The sequence below is a fragment of the Massilia paldalensis genome, from assembly GCF_044901715.1.
In the GTDB taxonomy this organism is placed as follows: Bacteria; Pseudomonadota; Gammaproteobacteria; order Burkholderiales; family Burkholderiaceae_D; genus Telluria; species Telluria paldalensis.
In genome coordinates this window covers 1-19,747 of sequence record NZ_JBJCIU010000015.1, presented here as the reverse complement: position 1 = coordinate 19,747, position 19,747 = coordinate 1, and the positions used below count along the sequence as shown (strand labels likewise).

The window sequence follows — 19,747 nt, the reverse complement described above, 5'->3', positions numbered from 1 at the left end:
TCGACTACATCGAAGTCTTTTACAATCGGACTCGGCGCCATAGTCATCTGGGCGGTGTCAGCCCCGAGGCCTTTGAACGCGCCTCAGCGTGAGGTCATGATTTGTCTAGCGAACCGGGGGAAGTCCACCGATCTGTTTATAAAGGCGCGTAGGTGTCGGTTGCTTCAGGGGAAATGAACGGTCTAATAGAAGTGTTACAGTCACTTTAAGGCCATACCATGAGCTACCAATATAACCGCGACGACAATTTACTCAACAACTTTCCCAATCCATTCCAATTCGAGAATGTCTTTCTGCTTCTTGCGGCGCTCGCCACGACAGTCGGCGGCATCGCTGCGATGATCACCGCCAAGGAGCTGTTCCAGAGTCACCACAATAAGATTGGCGCGGTCGCGGTCACTGTTGCTACGCTCGTGCTGGGTGTCGCGGTCAAGCTGCTGATCCAGGCGCTGTCTCAAGCCCGCTTCTACTTGGGGCGCAAGTCTCCCCTCGGCCTGGCCGGCGAGCTGCCGCTGACTGAAACCGGGATTGGCCGCGGCACCGAACAGATCCTCGACACCCTGCGCCACCGCGCAATCGACTTTCCGGAGCCCCATGGTGCGCTCAATGGCGTGCTGTACTCGATGTTTAAGAGTCTCGTGACGTCGCCGACAGAAGTGCAGGCCGCGGCCGTGCAGCACTTCCATTCTTTGATCGGCATGTTGGCGCTGTTCGCCTCGCTGGTTGCGTCTTTCTTCGTGTTCGAGGGTACGCCATATGAGGGCGTCGCCAGCTGGATCTTCCTGCCCATGAGTGGCCTCTCGCTGGTGACGCCTTTCCTGAACCCGGGCCGGCTCGACGTCCAGTCCACGGAACCGGCTCAGCCTGCCGAAACTGGCGATAGGGCGCTCTGGAAGCTGATGGGCCTGGTCGTGTTCTCGATCATGGCCCCGGTGATGATCCCGCGTGTTGCACCGCATATCGACATCGCTCCGATGTGGATTGCGCCAACCCTGCTGCTGGTCGGATCCATGGTCGCATCGGCGCTGTTCTTCTGCGCGATCGTTTCGCACCTCGATAGTGCCGCGCATACCAGCGTTTCGTGCGAGCAGACTAAGATCGCCATGAACTGCGCCCCAGCCCAGCTCTGGACCGAGATTAGCCGCGACTTCCAAAATTCGTGGGAGCGTGATATCCCGAACCGGGTCTATGCGAACATTCCGCCCGAGGTATCCGAAGGCGAACGCGGTTCGTTCGGCGGCTTCCTGCTGGAAGAGACCCAGCCGGTGCCGACCAGCACCCTGCGGCTCTTTACCTGGGCCGAAGCATTCCAGACCCGCTACTCGCGCTTCCTGCTCCTGCTCGGCGCTTGGGCCGTCGGTATGGCGGCTGCGTGCGGCTGGACCGCAGTGCACTTCACAGCGCAATTTGCCAAGATGACGCGCATGGAAATCAGCCGCAGCACCCTGATCGTCATGGCGCTCGGCATGGTTACAGTCCTGAGCTTCCGCATCGGCCACCTGCTGTGGTCGCGCATGCAGTTCAAGTCCCGCCTCCTGTGGATTGAGACCTCTGGCACGTTTCAGACGAGCCAGATCAGCGTGGGCAACCAGTTCCGCGGTTCGGCACTGTCTAGCTCGACGGTCACCCGGGTGCAAGATGCGACGCTGCGCGTCTGGGTGACCGACATTGTGTCGGTCGTGTTCGGCAAGGACGGTAAGCGCAGCATCATTGCGATGGCGCCGGCCGATAGCGTAGCGAAAGGTATTGCTAATCGCTTGATTGACTTTGTAGCCAGCCAAAGTGCTGTGGGGACGCTGACGGCCGCGAACGATCTAGAGCGAGCGGCATCGATCGGTGGCCTCGATGCGATGGTGCGGAGAGCTACTACAAGTGCGATGGAAGCGGCTAGAGCTGATGCGATAGGGAGCGGCCCCACCGTTGTGCCGAACCTTTCCGATGCAGACGCACGGATCCGCGGTCGCGTGAAGTTTTTCGACGCCGCAAAAGGATTTGGGTACATTGTGGCCGATGCTGGCGGCGAGTACTTCTTCAACGTAAACAGCTTTCGCTGTAATGCGCCTAATAAGGGTGATTGCGTTGAGTTCCAACCGGAGCGTAGCCCCAAGGGAATGATGGCAAAACGCATCCTGGCGAGTGTCAGCGAGTGACGTAGCTCTTAGGAGATGGCCTGCTCGTCAGACCAATTTTTATGGCTATTCGCCCTCGCGATGAGATCTAATTTTGATTTCTCTTCAAAATCCAATACTTTTAGCGATGGCACTTCTTGCGAGTAACCTACGTTTTAGGGCCGGACGATTCTTGATAGCTTGTGCGCGGCCTGTAGCGCCCATACAGGAACGCTTCCGAGTCAGTGAAAGAATACGGACGGCAGACTTGCGCCATTGTAGTGGCCACTTATCATGGACTTATCATTTACTCGATGAGGAAGTTATGGACTTGAACAATATGAATAACATGCAATTCGACGCTTGGCTGCTTGAGCAGAACACTGCGCTAGACCAGTCGGACGACGAGCGACTGATTGCCGTGGTGAGCAAAGTGTTTAGGGAGGACACGCCCGAAGGCCGTGCGCAGGGCTTACTCGACGCGGCCAACCTATGCATAGCATTGGCTGACAAAAGCTTGGGCTCCCAAGTTGCTGTCGGTACGTGTCTGACTTTTACGCGCCAGTGAACAGGCGATATACGCTAATTTGGTGTCCTCATCTTCTCTCTGGCGACGCCGTGCAACCAACGACACGTGTCCACATTTTTAAGTGACGAATCACGAAATTTTTGACCATGCCTGGCCATGGGCGGCGCCAGTGAATATCGCCCGTCCGTCCTTCAATCGCTATACCTTCCGAGAAGGCCTCTCTTCTACTGCGAGAGGCCCATCCAGCGCAAGGCAGCCTCACCATGTCGCAACGATTCGGACCGATAACCAGGACACTATGAAACCCAGTCGAACCTATTGGAACATGTTGTACAAGCGCCTGTAGTTCCACAAACTTGACCGTCAGCATGCTTGACTAGCGGATGACACGTGCCAATATGAACTGACGCTTTTGGGGGACACGTGTCCCCCAACGGAGAAAAAGATGCTACACCTGAGCGTAGCTTTCCGCTGAGGATACTGAACCGTAACCATGAATTTGACGAGTGGCCATTGGGATTGTGGATGCTGATCGTCGCCAAGCCATTGGCCACATCCGTCGCGGTGAAGGTCGTGCCGGCCTGTTCACCGTAGTCAGGTCGACCTGGTTAGTGTGACTACACTTTGGGGGACACGTGTCCCCCAACTGTGATGAAGGCCACCTCAGGTGTGGCCTTCATCGCGGATACTGACGGGCGTTTAGCTGTGACGTCAGTGAGCGTACGGTCTGGCCCCGGTGTCGACAGCAACATCAACGTTGGGGGTTTGGGCGGCGGTGACAATACAAGGCGTTAGGCTGCTGGCGATCTTATAGGTGGCAGTGGTATTGGTTGGCATAACGAAAGGTTTGAGTACCGTCTAACAAAAGGCTAATCTTGCAAGAAGGGAGTTTTGTTAGAGAAAGGGCTAGTTTCGACCGAGCATCTTTTAACGTCGTTCCCGGTTGACACCTAAAGAGGTTCAGTGCTAGCTTCGTAGCAAGACATAAAGCGACTGAAGGAGCATAAATGAAAGAATTCTTCCACTATACAAAAGAACTGGGCGCGGGATTTCCGCGCCCAGTTCGCGCCGATTTTGGCGATCCGCAACTTTATTATTCACTACGCCTACAATCGTTCGGCGGACTAAATTTTCCAAGTCCTCAGGGCGAAGCCCTGCGATAAAACGATGACGGTCCTTTCGTAAGATTGGGCCGTTTGTTTTTCTACACTGCGGTTCTTGAGACTTACTTGGTAAGTTCTTATCTTGGGCGTATGGGCTAAAACCACAAATGAAACTAACGCACAAATAAAGAAATTAGACTCACCCCTCCAGACACGCCGCGGACTATTCACGCCCTGCCCTTCACCTGGCCGCCCGCCGTCGGGTGCTAAGAGAGCGAAAAGAACAAAAAGAACAGAGAGAGCAGAAAGAGTCCCACCGGGCCGGCACCGGCGGCCAGTGACAGTGGCGTTACCTTGTGTCTGCATCAGGTTGCCTGTCTGTTAGTTTCATTTATGGTATCATGTGGGATATATCAACCCTTCAAAAACCCTGCTGGATGGCGCCTTCGGCGCCGGCCATCTGGCCATCGTATCCGGCGCAAAATGCGAGGTGCACATGACCGATCCGAGACAGTGGGATGCCAACCCGGTAGCCTCGTTCACGGCCTTTGTCCGAACCGCTGAATTTGCCCTGACCAGCCGCCGCCTGGGCGAAGCCGAGCCTGAACCAGTGTCCGCCAAATCCGCCACCATCTACGGCTTCATGTTCAGCAAATTTGCGAAGTGGCTGGCCGCCCAGAAGAAACCCTTCTCCCACGTGGGCGAGCAGGACCTGGTGCGCTTCGTCAGCCAGCTGCGGCACCGCGGCGAGCAGAACAGCGACATTACTGAGAGATACCTGCGTCTGCTGGAGCGGTGCTACGCCCACCTGAAGATCGCGCCGAACCCGGCGACATCGGCGACCAAGCTGGCCAGCGAGAATCGATACCTGGCCAAGAACGAGGGCACCGAGGCGCTGGAGCAGGAGCAGATCGACGCCTTCGTTGACGCCCTCCCCTCCGTCGAGCCGCCGGGCCCGAACCGCGCCGGCCGCCTGCCGAAGGCGTGGAAGCGCCGCCGTGACCACGCCGCCCAGGCTTCGATGCTTTTCGGCGGGCTGCGCGTAGCGGAAGTGATCGGCCTGCACATCGACGAAGTCGACGACGCTTTCAAGCACGGGCCGATCCGCCTGCAGATCAATCCGGAGGACAAGCACGACACCAGCTATGAGCACGAAACCGTGGTCTACGACTATGGCGCCGACGCACTGCGCCGCTGGCTGGTGGAGAGGCTGGCCGAGGACGCGAAGGGCAACCGGATCATCGAGGGCGACCTCGTGTTCCCGGGCGACCACACGGGCAAGCCGATGTCGAAGGTGACGCTCTGGCGCCAAGTGAAGGCGACATTCGCCCGCGCAGGAATCGACGTCAACCGCGCTGGCGGCCGAACCTTGCGCAACACGTTCGCGGCCCGAGAATTGAAGAACGGCCGCACGAAGGCCGACGTGAAGGAATACCTGGGTCTGGCTCTGGAACGGTCCGCCGAGCTGTACGAAACGGCGAGACCGAGGAAGAAGAAGTCGAATGAAGCTGTCTGAAATCACCAGCATCCTGGCCGAGGCTTCGCTCCCGACCGTTTCGCGTGACCAGCTGCTTGAGCTGGCGGGCACGCAGGCCGGCAAGCAGTTTCAGGCCGCTTTGCTCGCCTTCGCCGGCGGCGATCGCCATCGGCGGGACGAGCTCGAGGCGACGGTGCGCGTGCTCGATCCAGCTGTGCGCTGCACTCTCCTCCGGCTTGGCAGCACTTCCACGGTCGACCAGGTGGTGGTGGTGGCGTGCCGCGAACAGCGCCGCTTCTTCGATGCCCTCGATGCGATCGCGCAGCGCACGCCCCGCGCAGGCGCTGCACGGCACTATCTGGCCGAGCTGGGCATGGTGCCGGTGGCGCCGCAGCCGGACGCCACCGGCGGTGCGCCCTACTACTCCTTCAAAATCGTCGGCTCTGGTGCCGCGCTGTGTATCGCCGAGGCCCAGACCAGGTCAACGAGGCAGTACACGGTCAATATCGAGGGTGCCATCGCACTGGCGGGCGCCGGGACGAAGGCGTTCGACTGGCCGAACAAGATCGTGATGCAACTGACGGTCCAGGAGGCGTACCAGACCTTAGCCGTTTTCGAGAACAAGCTTCGTTCGGTCAAATTTGACGGACACGGGCCCAAGCACGACAAGTCGTTGCAGATCGAATTCCAAGACTCGCATTATTTCGTTCGCCTCATCCAACGCGGGCGCCCTGCGGTGGCAGTGCCGGTCAGACCTGTGGATGCCATTCCGCTCATCTCGCTGTTGTATAAGCAGCTTTTACGCAATGAGCCCCATCTGCGCATCGAGGATATCCGTGCGATGGTCGACCGGATGGCTGGAATGGTTCAACATCATCCTCAGCAATAAATCACGGCTAAGCTGCAAATCGCTGGTATCTGCAGAGGTCGTGTTGGTCGTCAGATCAATACCTGACTCTTGTCCGCGAAGTGCGACAGCTTCTCCACGGTAGGTTCGCCCCACAGCGCGTCGGCGTACCAAAGGCTCAGCGCAGTGCGCGTCACACCCTTGTCGAGCGCTTTTTCGAGCGGCGGCACCCTGCCGGTGGCCTGCGCCTTGAACTGCTCGTAGGTCGCTGCACGTTGTTCAGCATCCATTTCCGTAAAAACGTCGAGGGCGAGCTTGGCCCGCGCGGCCAGGAAACGCTCGAGCAATGTCGGTCCCTCGGCCGCGGTGCCCTTCGTGAGTCTCGGTTCCGCCTTTTTCTCCGGCAGTTTGGCTTCGCTCTTCAGGGCCCAGCGCAGATATGCCACCTTGGATTGAACCGGACTACCATTGGCCGAGTTGACGCGCGCCTCGACGACGGCGAGCGCCTGGGTGATCTTCTCGTCGGGGTAGTCACCAATGACGTTGCTTGCTTCCTGCTGCGTCATGCCCAGGGCCATCAGCTTTTCGAGCAGGGTCAAATCGATGGCGAAGGGCGCGCGAGGTTCATGCTGCGTGTCCGGCTTGAACTCGACGCGGAACTGCAGCTGCTGGACGCGGCGGCCCTGCTTGTGTTCGATGAGTTCTACCTCGATGTCCGTCACGCGGTTGACTTCAGCGATGGCGCTTTTCAGGACGTCACGCTTGAAGTACTTGTACTCGGGCAGATCCTCGGGCTTTTCCGGCATCGGGTTGCCCGTTAACAATCCGTACCAGTGCTCGACGGTATAGGTCGACGTCAGCTTCGACGGGTTGGTCGCATAGCGCCGGCACAGTTCATAGAGCGCAAGCGCGGTGCCGGATTTCAGCAGCCCTTGGTAGTGAATGCTCAGCCGGGTATAAGTCTCCGGCTGCATGACACTTTCGTGGACTTCCGGCGGAAACGCAAAACCGACCCACACCTGGCCGGTGCGGCTATTCAAGCCCTTGGGATTGACGAAGGTGACGGATGCAATCAGGCGCTCGCTAGTCCACTGGCGGTCGGTCTCGAGCAAGAGCTTGATGTCCTGCATTTCGGCGATCTGCTCGCGCAAAAACTGCATGTCCCGGCTGTCGTAGCTCGCATTGCGAGCCAGCACCGAGAGGGGTACCCAGAAATACTTTTGGGCCGCCGGGGTATCGATGGGCGCGTCCTGCCCCAGCTTGCGGATGCGCTGGGCGTGGTACATGAGGACGTTAAACACCTTGCGGTTCAGGAGTGTCAGGCGGCCGGACACGACCCGCAATCCGATCGCCTCGTTCGATTTACGAATCTCAAGTTCCGAACGCGGTGCCGCCGGCTTGACGGAAGCGTCGACCACATCGGCCGTGCCGATGGCCGTCACCTGGGGCTTCTCTGCCATTCCTATCTCTCCGTCCTCGCCACGCCGTGTCTACTCATTGCCAACGCGCATTATTGCATGGGTCACCATAAGTGAGTCAAGTATATTCACCTTTGTAAGGGTGAACACAGCCGTTCACCAATCGTGATGTCCCTGCTTGGTATCACCTTTGGTGACATCGGAGTTTCTGGTCCCTGAAAAAGCTCACCTTTCATGGGACGGCTATGAAATGGATCTTCTCGGTGCAGAGGTAGCGACAAATCTCGTCCCTGTGGCACCTCACCTTTACATAACGGCACTGCAAGTGGTCCCTGTGGGCACTCACCTGTCGTCCCCTATGACGGGGCAATGCGCGCCGTCGCTGGCGGCCAGCGCGCTTACCTCTTAACGGATTGCGAAGCACCAGAAGAAATCGAGGCGCCCAGGCGGGGTTAGACCTCCGATCGTCGCTACCCGGCCTTAATGCGGCTGACGGGCGCATTGACGCCCAGTCGCGGCAAGCGGCAGCCGCGATGACATGACACGGCGCGCGGCGCGTTGGTCCCTGTACAGACTCACCGTATGCCTGTCCAACGTAGATGGATCCCTGAAAAAGCTCACGATATAGAGCCGTTGCGAGTGAGCTTGAGCCACGCGACGAAAAGCGAGGGCCACATTGATGTGAAGGGTGGTTAGCAGTTCGCCCCGGTCCCTGCGGAGTCTCACCTTGGAAGCGACGTCCCCGGCAAAGCTCACCAACTTTGTTAAACAGTCCCTGTCTAGCCTCACCTTCGGGCATTTCGGTCCCTGTGTCCACTCACCACATGTCCCTGCATTCCCTCACTCGACAGTCATCTTCTCCCTGTACACGCTCACCGATGTCCCCGAGCTCCCTCACCCAGGTGCCTGTGGAATCTCACCAAAAACCGCCGAAACCCGCATGGTTGCTGGGTTTCAGTCGACGTAAACAGGTAAACGAAGGTTAACTTTGGATTTTCAATAAAGATCTCTCAACCCATCTCTTTTTTCGGACAAAAAACACACCAACGCGATGCCTGGAAAAGGCTGTCCCCCGAGGCTCATTGCACTTGCTCTCTCAATGCCGACAAAACAATGGCTGACGAGCTCGACGAACGTCGCCATGCATTAACACATCGATACGTAAGCGGGCACTGAGAGTTCACTCGCTTCGGCTACATGATCCAACTCGAAAGAGCCGTATCGGGCCATGTAGACCTTGTCATCGAGGATTGCTGGAGTAAATCACGTCCTTTGGAACGAATGCCAAAACGGTCGCGTTTCCATAAAACACTTTAGCGGTTATCGATAAGGCAGAAGCATATGTGGAGTAACTGATGCTAGGCAGGTTACTTTGGGCTCCCTATGGAAGCTCACCTTTTGGCAAGCTTGCGATACCAGTCCCTGTGCAGACTCACCATTGAAAAATGCGAGGGTATCCTGCTTCCCAACCATCAACACGTGTCCAGCCTTTAGGCGCGACGACGGCATCGCCTGTCCCTGTGGAGACTCACCTTGAAGCGCTCTCCCTGTATAACCTCACCAATAAACGGGGACTGGTCCCTGTTCGCCCTCACTTTGCTCCTGCCGAGTACCTGAATCCGCTCACCTAGTATCCCTGTCACGGCTCACCCAAACAGCAGTCTATCCCTGCAAAAACTCACCGATCTCCCTGTAGAAACTCACCGATGTCACCGCGCAATCTCACCTAAAACCGCTGGAACCCGCATGAATGCTGGGTTTCAGCTCCCGTAAACAGGTAAACAAGGGTTAACTTTGTTTTTCAATAAAAACCTCTCAATCCGTCGACTTTGGCGGCTTGGTTTTAGCCGTCTTGGGACGACTCCAGTACCGGACACCGATATCCGTATCGCCAGGCGTTCCGCAAGCACTCGTAGCGAAGTAACATCCTTAGGCGATAGTTGCCAAGAAGGCTGGAACTGCCCGTAGAAGCTCACCTTTGAACCCACGGCGACGGCCACGCATTTCTTCCAAAGACCACGTCCGACATTGCATTGACGAAATCGGGCTCCCTGTGGAAGCTCACCTCAGAACGTGAAGTCTTTTTGCATGCGTCAGGGCCCTCGACCTGATGCAGTTCTTGCTTATACACCGAAACATTCTCTTTCCTTTTTTGCAAAAGTAAAAAGACTTTGGTTCCATCCATGTCAATAATCCCTGTACAGGCTCACCTTTTGCGGACGCATTGCTCCATTAAAGTTGTGCATTGACACGGGTCCCTCACAGGTAACCATCATCTACGGATTCCGTTGTACGAATCTCTGGCGAGACCGTTTGTTTCTCATTCGGTCCCTGTACGACCTCACCTTTCTGACTGCTGAGTTGAGATCGGCTGGTGCGTTGCGAGGCAAAATCTTGGTCTTCGTACGGAAAGGCTATTGCTAGGGGTTTATCTAATATTCAGATTTTTTCCTTGCACGAGATAAAAAGCTAGGAGACAATTGCGATATTGAAACTCGGGAGATGGACTTGGGACGCAAGACATTCAAAGTGCAGGGTGTAGCAAAGCTGCTAGGCATCAGTGTAGATTCCGTGCGCCGCGACGCCGACGAGGCGGGCCTGCAGATCGAACGCCAGGGCGGCAGTGGACCGAAAACACGGATCTTCACCGTCGAAAACGTGTTCGATCTCGCGGCACACCGCGCGCGTAAATCGGGCATGACGCCGAAGACCAAACGTATCCTGACGGTGTATGCACCGAAGGGCGGCGTCGGCAAGACAACGATCAGCTCCAATATCGCCTGCATTCTCGCGCTGATGGGTCTACGGGTCCTAGTCATTGACCTGGACTTCCAGGCGAACCTGACGATCTCCTTCGGCTACGATCCTGAGCTTACACCCGACGAAGCCGCCAGCGCCGGACTGCCGCAGTCGACCTGTGTCGAATATCACCTGGGCCATCTGCTGCCGCAATGGCAGCAGAACGGTGCGGTGCAACCGCTCTCCAAAGTCATTAAGAAGCCATTCGGCGACAACGGGCCACACCTGATCCCTTCGGAGGTCACGCTCGACCGTCTGGAAGCCTTATTTACGGTCGACGCAATCATGGGCAAGAAGCCGGAGCTGGCGATCGCCCGCTGGCTCGATGAAGGCTTCTCGGGCCGTAATCCCAATCTCGACCTGTCCCAGTACGACGTCGTGATGTTCGACGCGCCACCAGCGAAAAACCAGACTACGCGCGGCGCGTTACTGGCGAGTGACTTCGCGGTCGCGCCGGTGTCGATGGAGCGCTACAGCACGAAATCCGTATCCTACCTGGCCGATGTCATCGGCGAGATGAAGAACACATATAGTAAATTCCCTCAGCTGTCGGTACTCGGCAATTTCTTCGACGCGAAACGGGTCCGTGTGGCAGCACAGGTAATCGCGCTCACCAGCAAGTACCCGGAAGCCTGGATGGACAACCAGATCAGCACAAGCGAAGAATTCAAGAAAGTCCTGGACGAAGACGATGGCCTGCCGTTGGCCCTTGCACGGCCGACAAGTACGCCATCCGACGAACTGCGCGCGGCGACGCGCGAACTGGTCGAGAGAATGGGAGTACTCAGTTCCGCTGCGCAGAAGGACGGTTTGCGCGCGGCCTAAGCGCTGACCATTGATGAAACGGAGAATTTGTGACGAAACATCAGCAATCCGAGGCCGATTTCAACGCCTCTCTGGCCGAACGCCTGCGGTCCACTCCACGGGCCGCACCGATGCACATGAACGATTTGCCGAGTGGCCCTTCGAAATCGCTGACCGACCTGTTGAGCGATAACCAGGACCAGGAACGTCAGCCGGCAACGGACGAGCCGGCGCGTCCGTCAATTGCGGATCAAGCCGGTGCGACCACGACGCGGCGCGTGCCGCTGCACCTGATTGTCGACTCCCCGTATCAGCCACGGAAGAAGTACGACGAGACCGAGCTGCAGCTTCTCGGTGAAACCCTGAAGGGGCGCGGACAGGACGAGCCGATTACGGTGCGTGTGCTCGACAGCGGCAAGTTCGAGCTGATCGCCGGCCACCGCCGTGTTCGCGCAGCGCGATTGATCGGCTGGTCCGAACTCGATGCGCGCGTGATGCATCTGTCGGATCGCGACGCATGCCTGGCGACGCTGGTGCACAACGAAAGCAACGTCAAGCTGTCCGATTACGAACGTGGCCTGGCCTACCAGACGGCGCTCAAGGAAGGGTACGCATCTACACAATCCGCGGTGGCGACAGTGTTTGGTTGCACCCAGGCGCGCGTGTCGCAATGTCTGAGTCTGTTCGACCTGCCCCAGCCGCTGCTGGATCTCATGGCCAAGTACCCCGAACTGATCACGTACCGCAAGGCTCGCGTCATCAAGGAAGTCCTGGCGAAGCATCCGGAAGGTCAAGAAGCCATCCTCCGCGCCGTCGAAGTCCTGATCGACAAACCGCAGATGGACCAGTCCGAGCTGCGGGCGGTGTTGCTCAAGCCTTTCGAAGCCAAACGTGTACGAACGAAATCGCCCACACCGCGCACGATCATCGACAGGAATGGCGAGTCGGCGTTCCGTGTTCATGTGAAGGCGCGCGATATCCTGATCCAGGTCGAGGATGGCGTCGATGTCGAGCTGGCCCTGGAACGGGCAATGGCGGCGTTACGCGAGTTTGCCGTGACGCTCGAGGTGCCGAAAAAGCAGAAGGCGAACAATCCGGCTGGCTAGTCCATGGGCTGGGGCGTGGCCGCACAGGCTGCGATCCCCGGTTCCGCGAATGCATCAGCAACTTGTCAGGGCGCCGTCGGCGCCCTTCTTTTTTGCTCCACCCGAAGCGGCGCGCCGGAGAACGATACTCCCTGGTGAGCCACACGCTTCTTGCCCGCTGAATTGCCAGGCGCGTCGCAAATCTGGGAATCTGGGATCTTCTGGAAGCGGTCGTCATCGCTCACCTTTACGGACCGGACACCGCAACAGCGGCGGGACTAAGGTGAGCCTTTACGGGGAGTGACGCGGGACGGCGGCCCGCAACCTGGTCGTTGGACGCCTTTGCAGCCTCATGGGAACGTTTTTACTGCCGTGACTGGATAATCTGGCGGGTTTGATGGCAACGGGCGCTTATGCGCTGCCTGGTCCGGTCGAAAGGTGAGAACCTACGTGGAGTTTCACGGTACCGTCAAATACAAGCAGTGCAACTCCGGTGGCCTCGCCCGGTATGGCCTAGGTAAGCTGCTGGCGTCACGTGAACTTGGTATCTCATCGGCGCAATCGAGTGAAAGCACCGCACATCTCTACATCAACGACCAACGGTTGCGAGCTCGGCATTTCCCGAAGGTGAGCTCCGACGGGGACGTGAGCTACACGCAACCCTGTCGGATCGTGTCGGATGACTGGGTGACCGGGCGCTGTATCGCGTCCGTGTTCCCAAGCCTGTTTGTACACTACGCCAGCAAACTGCGTTGCGATTGGGCGGGTTCGCGCCAGTGTCACAGGATGCCCGGCCTGGTGAGATAGGTGAGCGGAACAGCGAGAATGCGCGCTTAGGTGAGCCTGCACAGGGAGCTTTCCGGTTGTGTCGGTACCGGATTTCGCCATACCCCTGACGAGGCATACGGAACCAGCTGATCGGGGCACCGCCGATGGTGCGTTTCGTGTCCGGTTGTGCTCTAGGGAAATCGCTTGTGTCGCACATTGTGCTGAGGCTCCGTTACCTGCCAGGCTAGGTCGTACGCGGCGGCGGAAGTGATAGCGGAGCCGTCGTGTTTCATCGTATTCCAGAAGAGCCTGGCTACCCGGATGGACTCGTAATGGAATGATCGTCCTTGGAATTCGCCGCTCGGTCATATCGATAAAGGTGGACTATGCCGACCGTGCAGTCTCACCTTTCCACGATGGAGGATAGACTGCACCCCTATGAGCAAGGGGCCGTGCAAGCAAACGATCGCGATGGCACCTCCAAGGTGAGTACCATCGGGGACCTTGGATGTCGTAAAAGCACTTACCTGACGTAACGTATGAATACAGAATATTGTGTCTGCAACGCGCAATGTGGCGATTTCCGCGACCGCAGTGGCGGTTGACAGCTGCATGTGAGTACCGGCTATTGATATGGAACGTTTTGATATTCAACAGCTTAGGGTTTATAAGCTGCTTATAGCGGTACACCCAACAGAGCAGTTTTCCATTAGTGCAGCTGAGTACAGCTCGTTGATATGGAGCGGAACGCCTGCTTGCCGACTATTGAAGTGGCGTACATTCGTGCGCGTTGAGTGCCATTCGATACTGTCGAACTGCACGACGTTATGTAGGAGTGGTAATTGACGGTCGCGTAGTGTGTGGTAAGGGATGAGCGACCTGTACCGGAGCACAGAGGCGGCCGCGTGACGAGTACACAGGAAAAGTGTGAAACCGGGACTGGATGGGCCGTGCCGTTAGGTCAAATGGAACAGGCAGCGAACAAGTTGCATCTCGCATCATCGTGTTGCCTAGAGTAACCGAGAGGCAGGTTACGCTGGCACGCGCAATATCGCGTGGTGGTTTCTCATGCGGCCACTGCAATATAAGCAGCTTATATTGCAGGGAGTGTACGGTGAACCATATGCTACTACGCAAATAACATGGGCAGCCAAAAGTGGTTCCCCCTACTTTTATAAGCAGCTTATAAATTTGACGGGTTAGCATCGTGCGGGGTGGCACCGTTTTTCGCGTCGCGGACCGAAACTCCAGATGAGAGTACGAGCTGCTTATAACGTATCCCGACGCCGTCACGTCGCGTCGTCGATAGCCTTGATTGCTCCCAGAATGCCGTTGCCCCTGCAGATATAAGCAGCTTATAAAGTCACAATGGACGCCAGGATAGAGGGCATCCGACACCTGTGGCAGCACACTTATCTTCCCTACGACGACATGATTTGTTCGCATGTACGCGACTGGGCATATCTCACATTCGACATGGGGGCTGGCATTAGTCTTCCCTCTTCGGAGGGAACGTCATGCGCTGGCTTGTTAGGCCTGGGCCAAGGGTATATCCACGCTCTGTTACGGGCGTATGGATGCGGCTACGCCAGCAGGATGGCCTGCCGATGAGCGAGTACGAGACGTCAGGCATGGGCCTATGCCATGTGCATGAGGGCTAGCCCACGGTTTCCTATCCACCCAAAGTCCGTCAGGCTTGTGTTGAATCTGTCCGTTTCATTCGGTGAGCTGCTCAGCCGAGCTTCGTAATCAAAAGCACGAGCGTAGAGGTGAGCCCGGACGCCAGCACAGCTATCACGCTCTGCTCGAAATACTGGAAACTCGACTGCGGCCACCGTTTTATGCTGACCGGTTGACACTGGCATCCGGCGCCGTCGTACGTGGGAGACTCGCAGCGAATCGCGGTACGTAGCGCTTCCAGTAAGGTTGCGTGCTACTCTTCCACAGTCAAGGCGACCGTTTCCACCGCCTTGTGATGCTGATGGCAGCGCTCTGGTTTAAAAGAATAAACACCAGAGTTCGCGTAGTCGACAAGGTGCAAACCACTGTCGGAACCCGGCAGCGAGGAGGTAACGCCAAATTCGAGTGGTCAACGTTCTGACACGACCAGCACCCTCATCGGGGAACGAAGAACGGACCGGCCTATCGAGTCGATTCGGCGTCTACCGATGCTAGGAGATCCAGGCAGGCGGTTCCGTTCAGTTTGTGCACTTTCAGCTCGATGCCTGCAACGTCGACGTGTGAGCCGCTTCCTCGTCTGACTTTTTCTCGAGCCCGACAATTGTCCGCATCAGGGCAAGGTTCGCCGCGGCGCCTTCCGGAAGTTTTTTTGCAGCGAGCTCTTTTCTCAGCTTAACTGCTGCTGGCGTCGCTTCGATCTGCCGTCGCAGCGCGTCCGCGCTCCATTCGGTCACCGTCCGGCTGGCCTCCAGGTAGCGGGTCCAGTTTTCCTGGGTGATGTCCTCGGATAGCGCGATGGCCGGGCCGAAGTCATACCCGTCGGCGAGAATACGCGTGGTGACGCGGTGAAGTTCGCGCAGGGATGTGATCGGGTGCCGGCGGTGCTCAAGCTCGATCGCGCATGGGATACACCACCAATGTTCTACCCATCGCGTCGTACTGTATCGCTTGCCATACATTTCCAATATGTCGGTTCCGACGAGGTCCTCGATCCACTGGGGGAGTGGGGAACCTTCATAGAACGTCCAGTAACGGGCGATTAGGAGATCGCGTTCATGCTGGCTCATCCGGCCTCCAAAACGCACTGATCGCCGTGCCACTGGACGTAGGGGCAGGGAGAACAGAACGAAAAGCGTGAAGTCGAGGTGTCATCCGGATTGCGGCATAAACTGTCGGTCTGGTCATCTTAACCGTGATTTCCTTGGAAGACATAGTTGCCCATGGGCTAGCGGTACAGGAAGCCGGGTATTCGCGCGTTCGCTTCGACAGCCAAACTATCGAGGTCGCGTTGAGCGCGTGCAAACACTTTCGGTCAGAACAGGGCGATGCCGGCTTGACCCGCATAATGGTTTGCCCCTATTTGCCAGTCTTGACGCCTTGTTCGACGTTGGCCTCATCGGTTTCAACGACGACGGCCGCATGTTGTGCTTCCCGGCGCTGGACGATGCGAACTGCACTTTACTGCAATTGCCCGCCCCATTGCGCAAACGGCTCAACGAGACTCAGCGTGCCTGTCTACGTGCACATCGCTTCGGCCTGTTACCGACCTAGGATAGCCAGCGCGGGCGCGACGGCCTGGAGTTCAGTGCGTGGCACTAAGCCAGCGCGTCGGACGCAGGTACGCTTCTCCGGCGGCGCCGATACTAGCTCGATAAGTTGTAGTGAGTAGAAGTCTTTTAGGAGCGGTACGTTCCATTGGATCCGGCAGTTCGATCGGAGCGACCGCCTGCTCGGCGCAGAACGCGGCGGCCACCCGGACCAATGCCTGGGCTCGTTCCTGAAACTCGACTGCAACCGGTCACATCAAACACAGCCGCGTCCCAAAACCCGAGCTCACCCGTCATCAACATTTCACTGGACTGCTGCGCGGAATACCTGATGAACACCAAAATTAACGTCCGGCATTGCGGTCGAAGCAGTCCCTTGTAGGTGTGCGCCACGCGCCGAGATCGGTGCTGCATCCGTAGCTGGTGTCGCCGGGACAGCCGCGTCGACGGCGGCCAGGCGCTTGTATGGCTCGAGCAGCGCGCGATGCTTGGCCACGGTCTGGCGGGCCAGTCCGGCGGCCTTAGCGACGGCTGCGAGGGTGAGGGGCTGAGCGCCCCGGCGCAGCAGCTCGCACGCGGCTTGGATCTTCGCGCCGGTGCTCTGGCGGCGCTGCACGTGGGTCCGCTCAGCGGACAGGCGCTGCTTGACGTCCAGGGGGAGCGCATCGCTGAGGTTCATGATTCCGCGCCGGCATCGGCGGCTGCCGACGTAGTGATCCCAGGTCCAGCGGGCAACGGAGCGCACGGTCGAATCAACCTCGGCGCAGGAAAGGTTGCCGTCGGGGTGGCCCGCAGCCTTAAAGTTGTTGTTCTCGTCAGCGAAGACGTCGAGCAGGTTTATGAAGCGGGAATACGAGTCCTTGCTGCGCTCGCGCTCGACGATGTCGTAGGCGTAGAAGCGCAGCTTGTCGAACAGCTTGCAGTTGCGCGAGTTCTTCTGCTCTTCGGTCTTACGGCGCCGGCTCTTCAGCTTGAGCTCGACATATTCACCCAGGTCGCCGAGATGGTAGACGCGCTCGTGCAGCACCAGGGTTTCCCACCACGCGTGTCCGGGCGTCTTGGCGACCGGGCCGCGATAGCACGGATCGGCGTCCAGCTTGTCGGCATAGGCCTCGTAGACTGCTTCGAAGTACTTCTGGGGCGCGCCACGCGCGTTTACCCACCTGAGCACCGGCTTGATCGCGTAATACAGATGGGATTTGCCGGTGACTGGATTGCGCACGATGATATTCGGCGGTGGCAGGCCGGCCGTCTGCCACACCATGGCGTGGATGTGGTCGAGGTCGAACACCATCCACGACCACTTCCCCTTCGAGTTGACCTGCATGTATGGCCACCTCATCGCGTATTCCCTCGGCCTTACTTTTGCGGCGGTCTTGTTATCCGAGCAGCGCACGATCTCGGACGCCTCATCGAGCAAGCGCGTGTACATACCTCTTTTCTGCTTGTAGCGGACAAGTTGCTGCTTATCAACTGAATCGCTCATGGTACCCCCATGTGCTGTCGAAACGGCGCAGTAAATCCATGCGCCGCAAAAAGTGAGCACGCGCGAAAGCTCCTCGCAGGTAAAACGGGTCATCGAAAAAACGAGAGAGCAGTAAGGAAAAGTTATTGTGTTCGCGCGACCAACCTCACTCTCAAGAGACCGTGCTGATGCCTGATCATATGCCTCGCTCCCACTCCGGGATAGTTTCTCCACTACATCATTTGAGATAAGTCATCGATTCGCCGAGTACAGTCTGTGCTGTATCCTTGCCGATAGGAAACCAAACCATTGCGTTTCAGGAAACTTCGTTATTTGGGAAAATGGAGCTATTAAGAAGCAAGCTAAGTAGTGTTCCTAAAGTCATTGAGCGTGCCGTGAGCATGGCTAGCGAGGCCAACAGTAAGCGGCGATGGGATCGATTGCGCCCAAGATCGGCTGCACGCCTGAGCCGCTGCGTTCTCGAGGGCGCCAGAATCAGCGTGACACTGGCCAGCGTCTAACGAATGTTCCTCAGCCTGGCGGAGTTCGACCGCCGCTTTAAGCGTGGAAGCGTTCATCAGCACCGCCACCGTGCATTGAAGGAAATGCGTGGCAGTTCATGAAGCAAATGTGTGACTTGCTGCCGAGGATGAACTAAATGTGTGACTCTTTTCGGAATCAGGCCGAGCTTTTCCGCTCACTGCCGCGCAAGCGCGATCAACCTATCCAGTCTTATCGACGCCGCCTTGCCTTCCGCCGAAGCGTTGTGCCCATGTCGGTCAGCTAGGTATTACTGTTTGAACATGCGCTGGTCGAATGAAAATGGCCGCACAACTGTTAGCGTCACATATTCAAAATTGGGATGACGCGGATTCAAGATCACATTGCTTTCTTCTGGCAAAACCGCCGACGGCACACGCATGGCCAGCGCTTCGCCACGCTCAAGCCATCCCCGGCCGAGAGCTTGCGCGCTGACCGACGTCGGCAGTTCGTCCCAGCCGGACGGTAGTTCGCTTGCAGTAGGGGAAAAGACCTTGCTTTGGTCTGGAATGTCGACCGCGACGAGGACCAGCGGTGGCAGTGGTGCCGATCCAATGTGCATAAATTTTTCCAGCGCGCAGATGGCGATTGAAGCGCCGCAATACAGTGCAGGCAGCCCAACAGGATTCCAGCGTCCACCATACAGCGCGGAACCGGCACACAGCCGATCAAGTGCGTACTTGTGTTGGGCAATACGCCATATCCTCATACCGCGCCGCCGGTGGCGATCGCGTTCAAAACCTGACGGACGGCTTTCGCGCCAGGTTCTGTGTCCAGGTAGTCGATCGGGGCCACGCCAAGGAATGCTTGGTTGGGCGAGCGTAGCCATTGCTTGGCTGCCAACTCGTCCTCAAAGACATCTTCCGCCATCGCCGCAACGTCCGCAAGCCGCCAAAGCCGTTCGGAGGCGGAGGCATCCAAAAGTGCATGACGCTTGACCAGCCTGTGCGCGGTCGTGTCAGTCACCCGCGCGATGGCCCTGATACGTGCGGCAGGAACCTCAAAATAGTCCCCGGCCGCTGCCAACAGATCGGCTTCGAAACCAGTACGGATCGCCTGCACCAAATCGCGGCCGGATTTTAGTTCGCGACGTAAGGCGGCGAAGGAATTCTGTGTGGAACCAGTCTGTTCCGGATGAGTGATGTCAGGGGAAACAACCTTCGTCATAAGGCCTCCATTTGGTATATCATGATATACCAAATGAAACGAATGCGCCCTGTTTTCAGCAAGCTCGAAGACAGCCGGTCCGTTCATGGTATGCAGGCCTGGGCTATTTGCAGATGTGCAGGGTAAAGAAAGGTTTGGCTCGACATTAGAAAATGTAATGTCGAGTTTATAAGAAGTGCGCGTGGCACTGCTATGCTTCAATCTTTATCTGCAAACTTTCTTTCCCCAAATCTTGACGCATTTCAACTTCTTGTCCACTTTTACAATGCCACCAGTGGCGACTGGGCTTTGTTGCACAAATCGGCCCATCAGCGGCCGAGGCGCAGCACGGGTAAACTGACGGCATGATTGCTCCCGTAAAGCTGAAGTACCGAACGACCAACTGGAAAGACTACAACGCGGCATTGAAA

The 19,747-nt window shown here is 57.6% G+C and carries 14 protein-coding genes; 9 read left to right on the top strand and 5 right to left on the bottom strand.

Annotated elements, in window-relative coordinates:
• The 6 genes from ACI1V7_RS27745 to ACI1V7_RS27720 form a co-directional block, all read left to right on the top strand.
• On the top strand, positions 1 to 92 hold a 92-nt coding region (locus tag ACI1V7_RS27745; RefSeq protein ID WP_404535207.1), incomplete at its 5' end, for an IS3 family transposase.
• A gap of 126 nt (positions 93 to 218) precedes the next feature.
• Positions 219 to 2,150 (top strand): cold-shock protein, encoded by a 1,932-nt coding sequence (locus ACI1V7_RS27740; protein WP_404535825.1) that lies wholly within the window; start codon positions 219 to 221, stop codon positions 2,148 to 2,150.
• Positions 2,151 to 2,433: 283 nt separating this feature from the next.
• On the top strand, positions 2,434 to 2,676 hold the full coding sequence (locus ACI1V7_RS27735; protein ID WP_404535822.1) for a hypothetical protein: 243 nt from the start codon (positions 2,434 to 2,436) through the stop codon (positions 2,674 to 2,676).
• Between the two features lie 968 nt (positions 2,677 to 3,644).
• On the top strand, positions 3,645 to 3,800 hold the full coding sequence (locus ACI1V7_RS27730) for a hypothetical protein (protein ID WP_404535819.1): 156 nt from the start codon (positions 3,645 to 3,647) through the stop codon (positions 3,798 to 3,800).
• 343 nt (positions 3,801 to 4,143) lie between these two features.
• Positions 4,144 to 5,256, top strand: a complete 1,113-nt coding sequence (locus ACI1V7_RS27725) for a tyrosine-type recombinase/integrase (RefSeq protein ID WP_404535816.1) — start codon at positions 4,144 to 4,146, stop codon at positions 5,254 to 5,256.
• Positions 5,243 to 6,106: a hypothetical protein gene (locus ACI1V7_RS27720; RefSeq protein WP_404535814.1), complete on the top strand. Its 864-nt coding sequence runs from the start codon at positions 5,243 to 5,245 to the stop codon at positions 6,104 to 6,106. The genes ACI1V7_RS27725 and ACI1V7_RS27720 overlap by 14 nt, the downstream gene beginning before the upstream one ends.
• A 50-nt stretch (positions 6,107 to 6,156) precedes the next feature.
• Here ACI1V7_RS27720 and ACI1V7_RS27715 read toward each other — a convergent pair whose 3' ends face one another.
• Positions 6,157 to 7,524: a replication initiation protein gene (locus ACI1V7_RS27715; RefSeq protein ID WP_404535811.1), complete on the bottom strand. Its 1,368-nt coding sequence runs from the start codon at positions 7,522 to 7,524 to the stop codon at positions 6,157 to 6,159.
• 2,466 nt (positions 7,525 to 9,990) lie between these two features.
• Between ACI1V7_RS27715 and ACI1V7_RS27710 the strand changes: the two genes are divergently transcribed.
• Complete coding sequence (locus tag ACI1V7_RS27710; protein ID WP_404535809.1) at positions 9,991 to 11,106, top strand: ParA family protein; 1,116 nt, start codon at positions 9,991 to 9,993, stop codon at positions 11,104 to 11,106.
• A gap of 29 nt (positions 11,107 to 11,135) precedes the next feature.
• Positions 11,136 to 12,191 (top strand): ParB/RepB/Spo0J family partition protein, encoded by a 1,056-nt coding sequence (locus ACI1V7_RS27705; RefSeq protein ID WP_404535807.1) that lies wholly within the window; start codon positions 11,136 to 11,138, stop codon positions 12,189 to 12,191.
• A gap of 2,960 nt (positions 12,192 to 15,151) precedes the next feature.
• Here ACI1V7_RS27705 and ACI1V7_RS27700 read toward each other — a convergent pair.
• A complete protein-coding gene (locus tag ACI1V7_RS27700; protein WP_404535805.1) occupies positions 15,152 to 15,685 on the bottom strand; it encodes a hypothetical protein in 534 nt (177 codons plus the stop codon).
• A gap of 67 nt (positions 15,686 to 15,752) precedes the next feature.
• Here ACI1V7_RS27700 and ACI1V7_RS27695 point away from each other — a divergent pair, with 67 nt between their 5' ends.
• The gene (locus ACI1V7_RS27695) at positions 15,753 to 16,169 is read left to right on the top strand and encodes an HNH endonuclease (RefSeq protein ID WP_404535803.1); all 417 of its coding nucleotides are present in this window, start codon (positions 15,753 to 15,755) and stop codon (positions 16,167 to 16,169) included.
• A 300-nt stretch (positions 16,170 to 16,469) separates the two neighbouring features.
• On the opposite strand, the gene ACI1V7_RS27690 is transcribed toward ACI1V7_RS27695, so the two are convergent.
• The 3 genes from ACI1V7_RS27690 to ACI1V7_RS27680 all read right to left on the bottom strand — a co-directional run bounded on the left by ACI1V7_RS27690 (position 16,470) and on the right by ACI1V7_RS27680 (position 19,337).
• The gene (locus ACI1V7_RS27690; RefSeq protein WP_404535800.1) at positions 16,470 to 17,651 is read right to left on the bottom strand and encodes a replication initiation protein; all 1,182 of its coding nucleotides are present in this window, start codon (positions 17,649 to 17,651) and stop codon (positions 16,470 to 16,472) included.
• A 769-nt stretch (positions 17,652 to 18,420) separates the two neighbouring features.
• Positions 18,421 to 18,879 carry an RES family NAD+ phosphorylase gene (locus tag ACI1V7_RS27685; protein WP_404535797.1) on the bottom strand — a complete coding sequence of 153 codons (459 nt, stop codon included), beginning with the start codon at positions 18,877 to 18,879 and terminating at the stop codon, positions 18,421 to 18,423.
• Complete coding sequence (locus ACI1V7_RS27680) at positions 18,876 to 19,337, bottom strand: Xre family toxin-antitoxin system antitoxin (protein ID WP_404535795.1); 462 nt, start codon at positions 19,335 to 19,337, stop codon at positions 18,876 to 18,878. Before ACI1V7_RS27680 ends, ACI1V7_RS27685 begins: the two co-directional genes overlap by 4 nt.
• Positions 19,338 to 19,747: the final 410 nt, after the last annotated feature.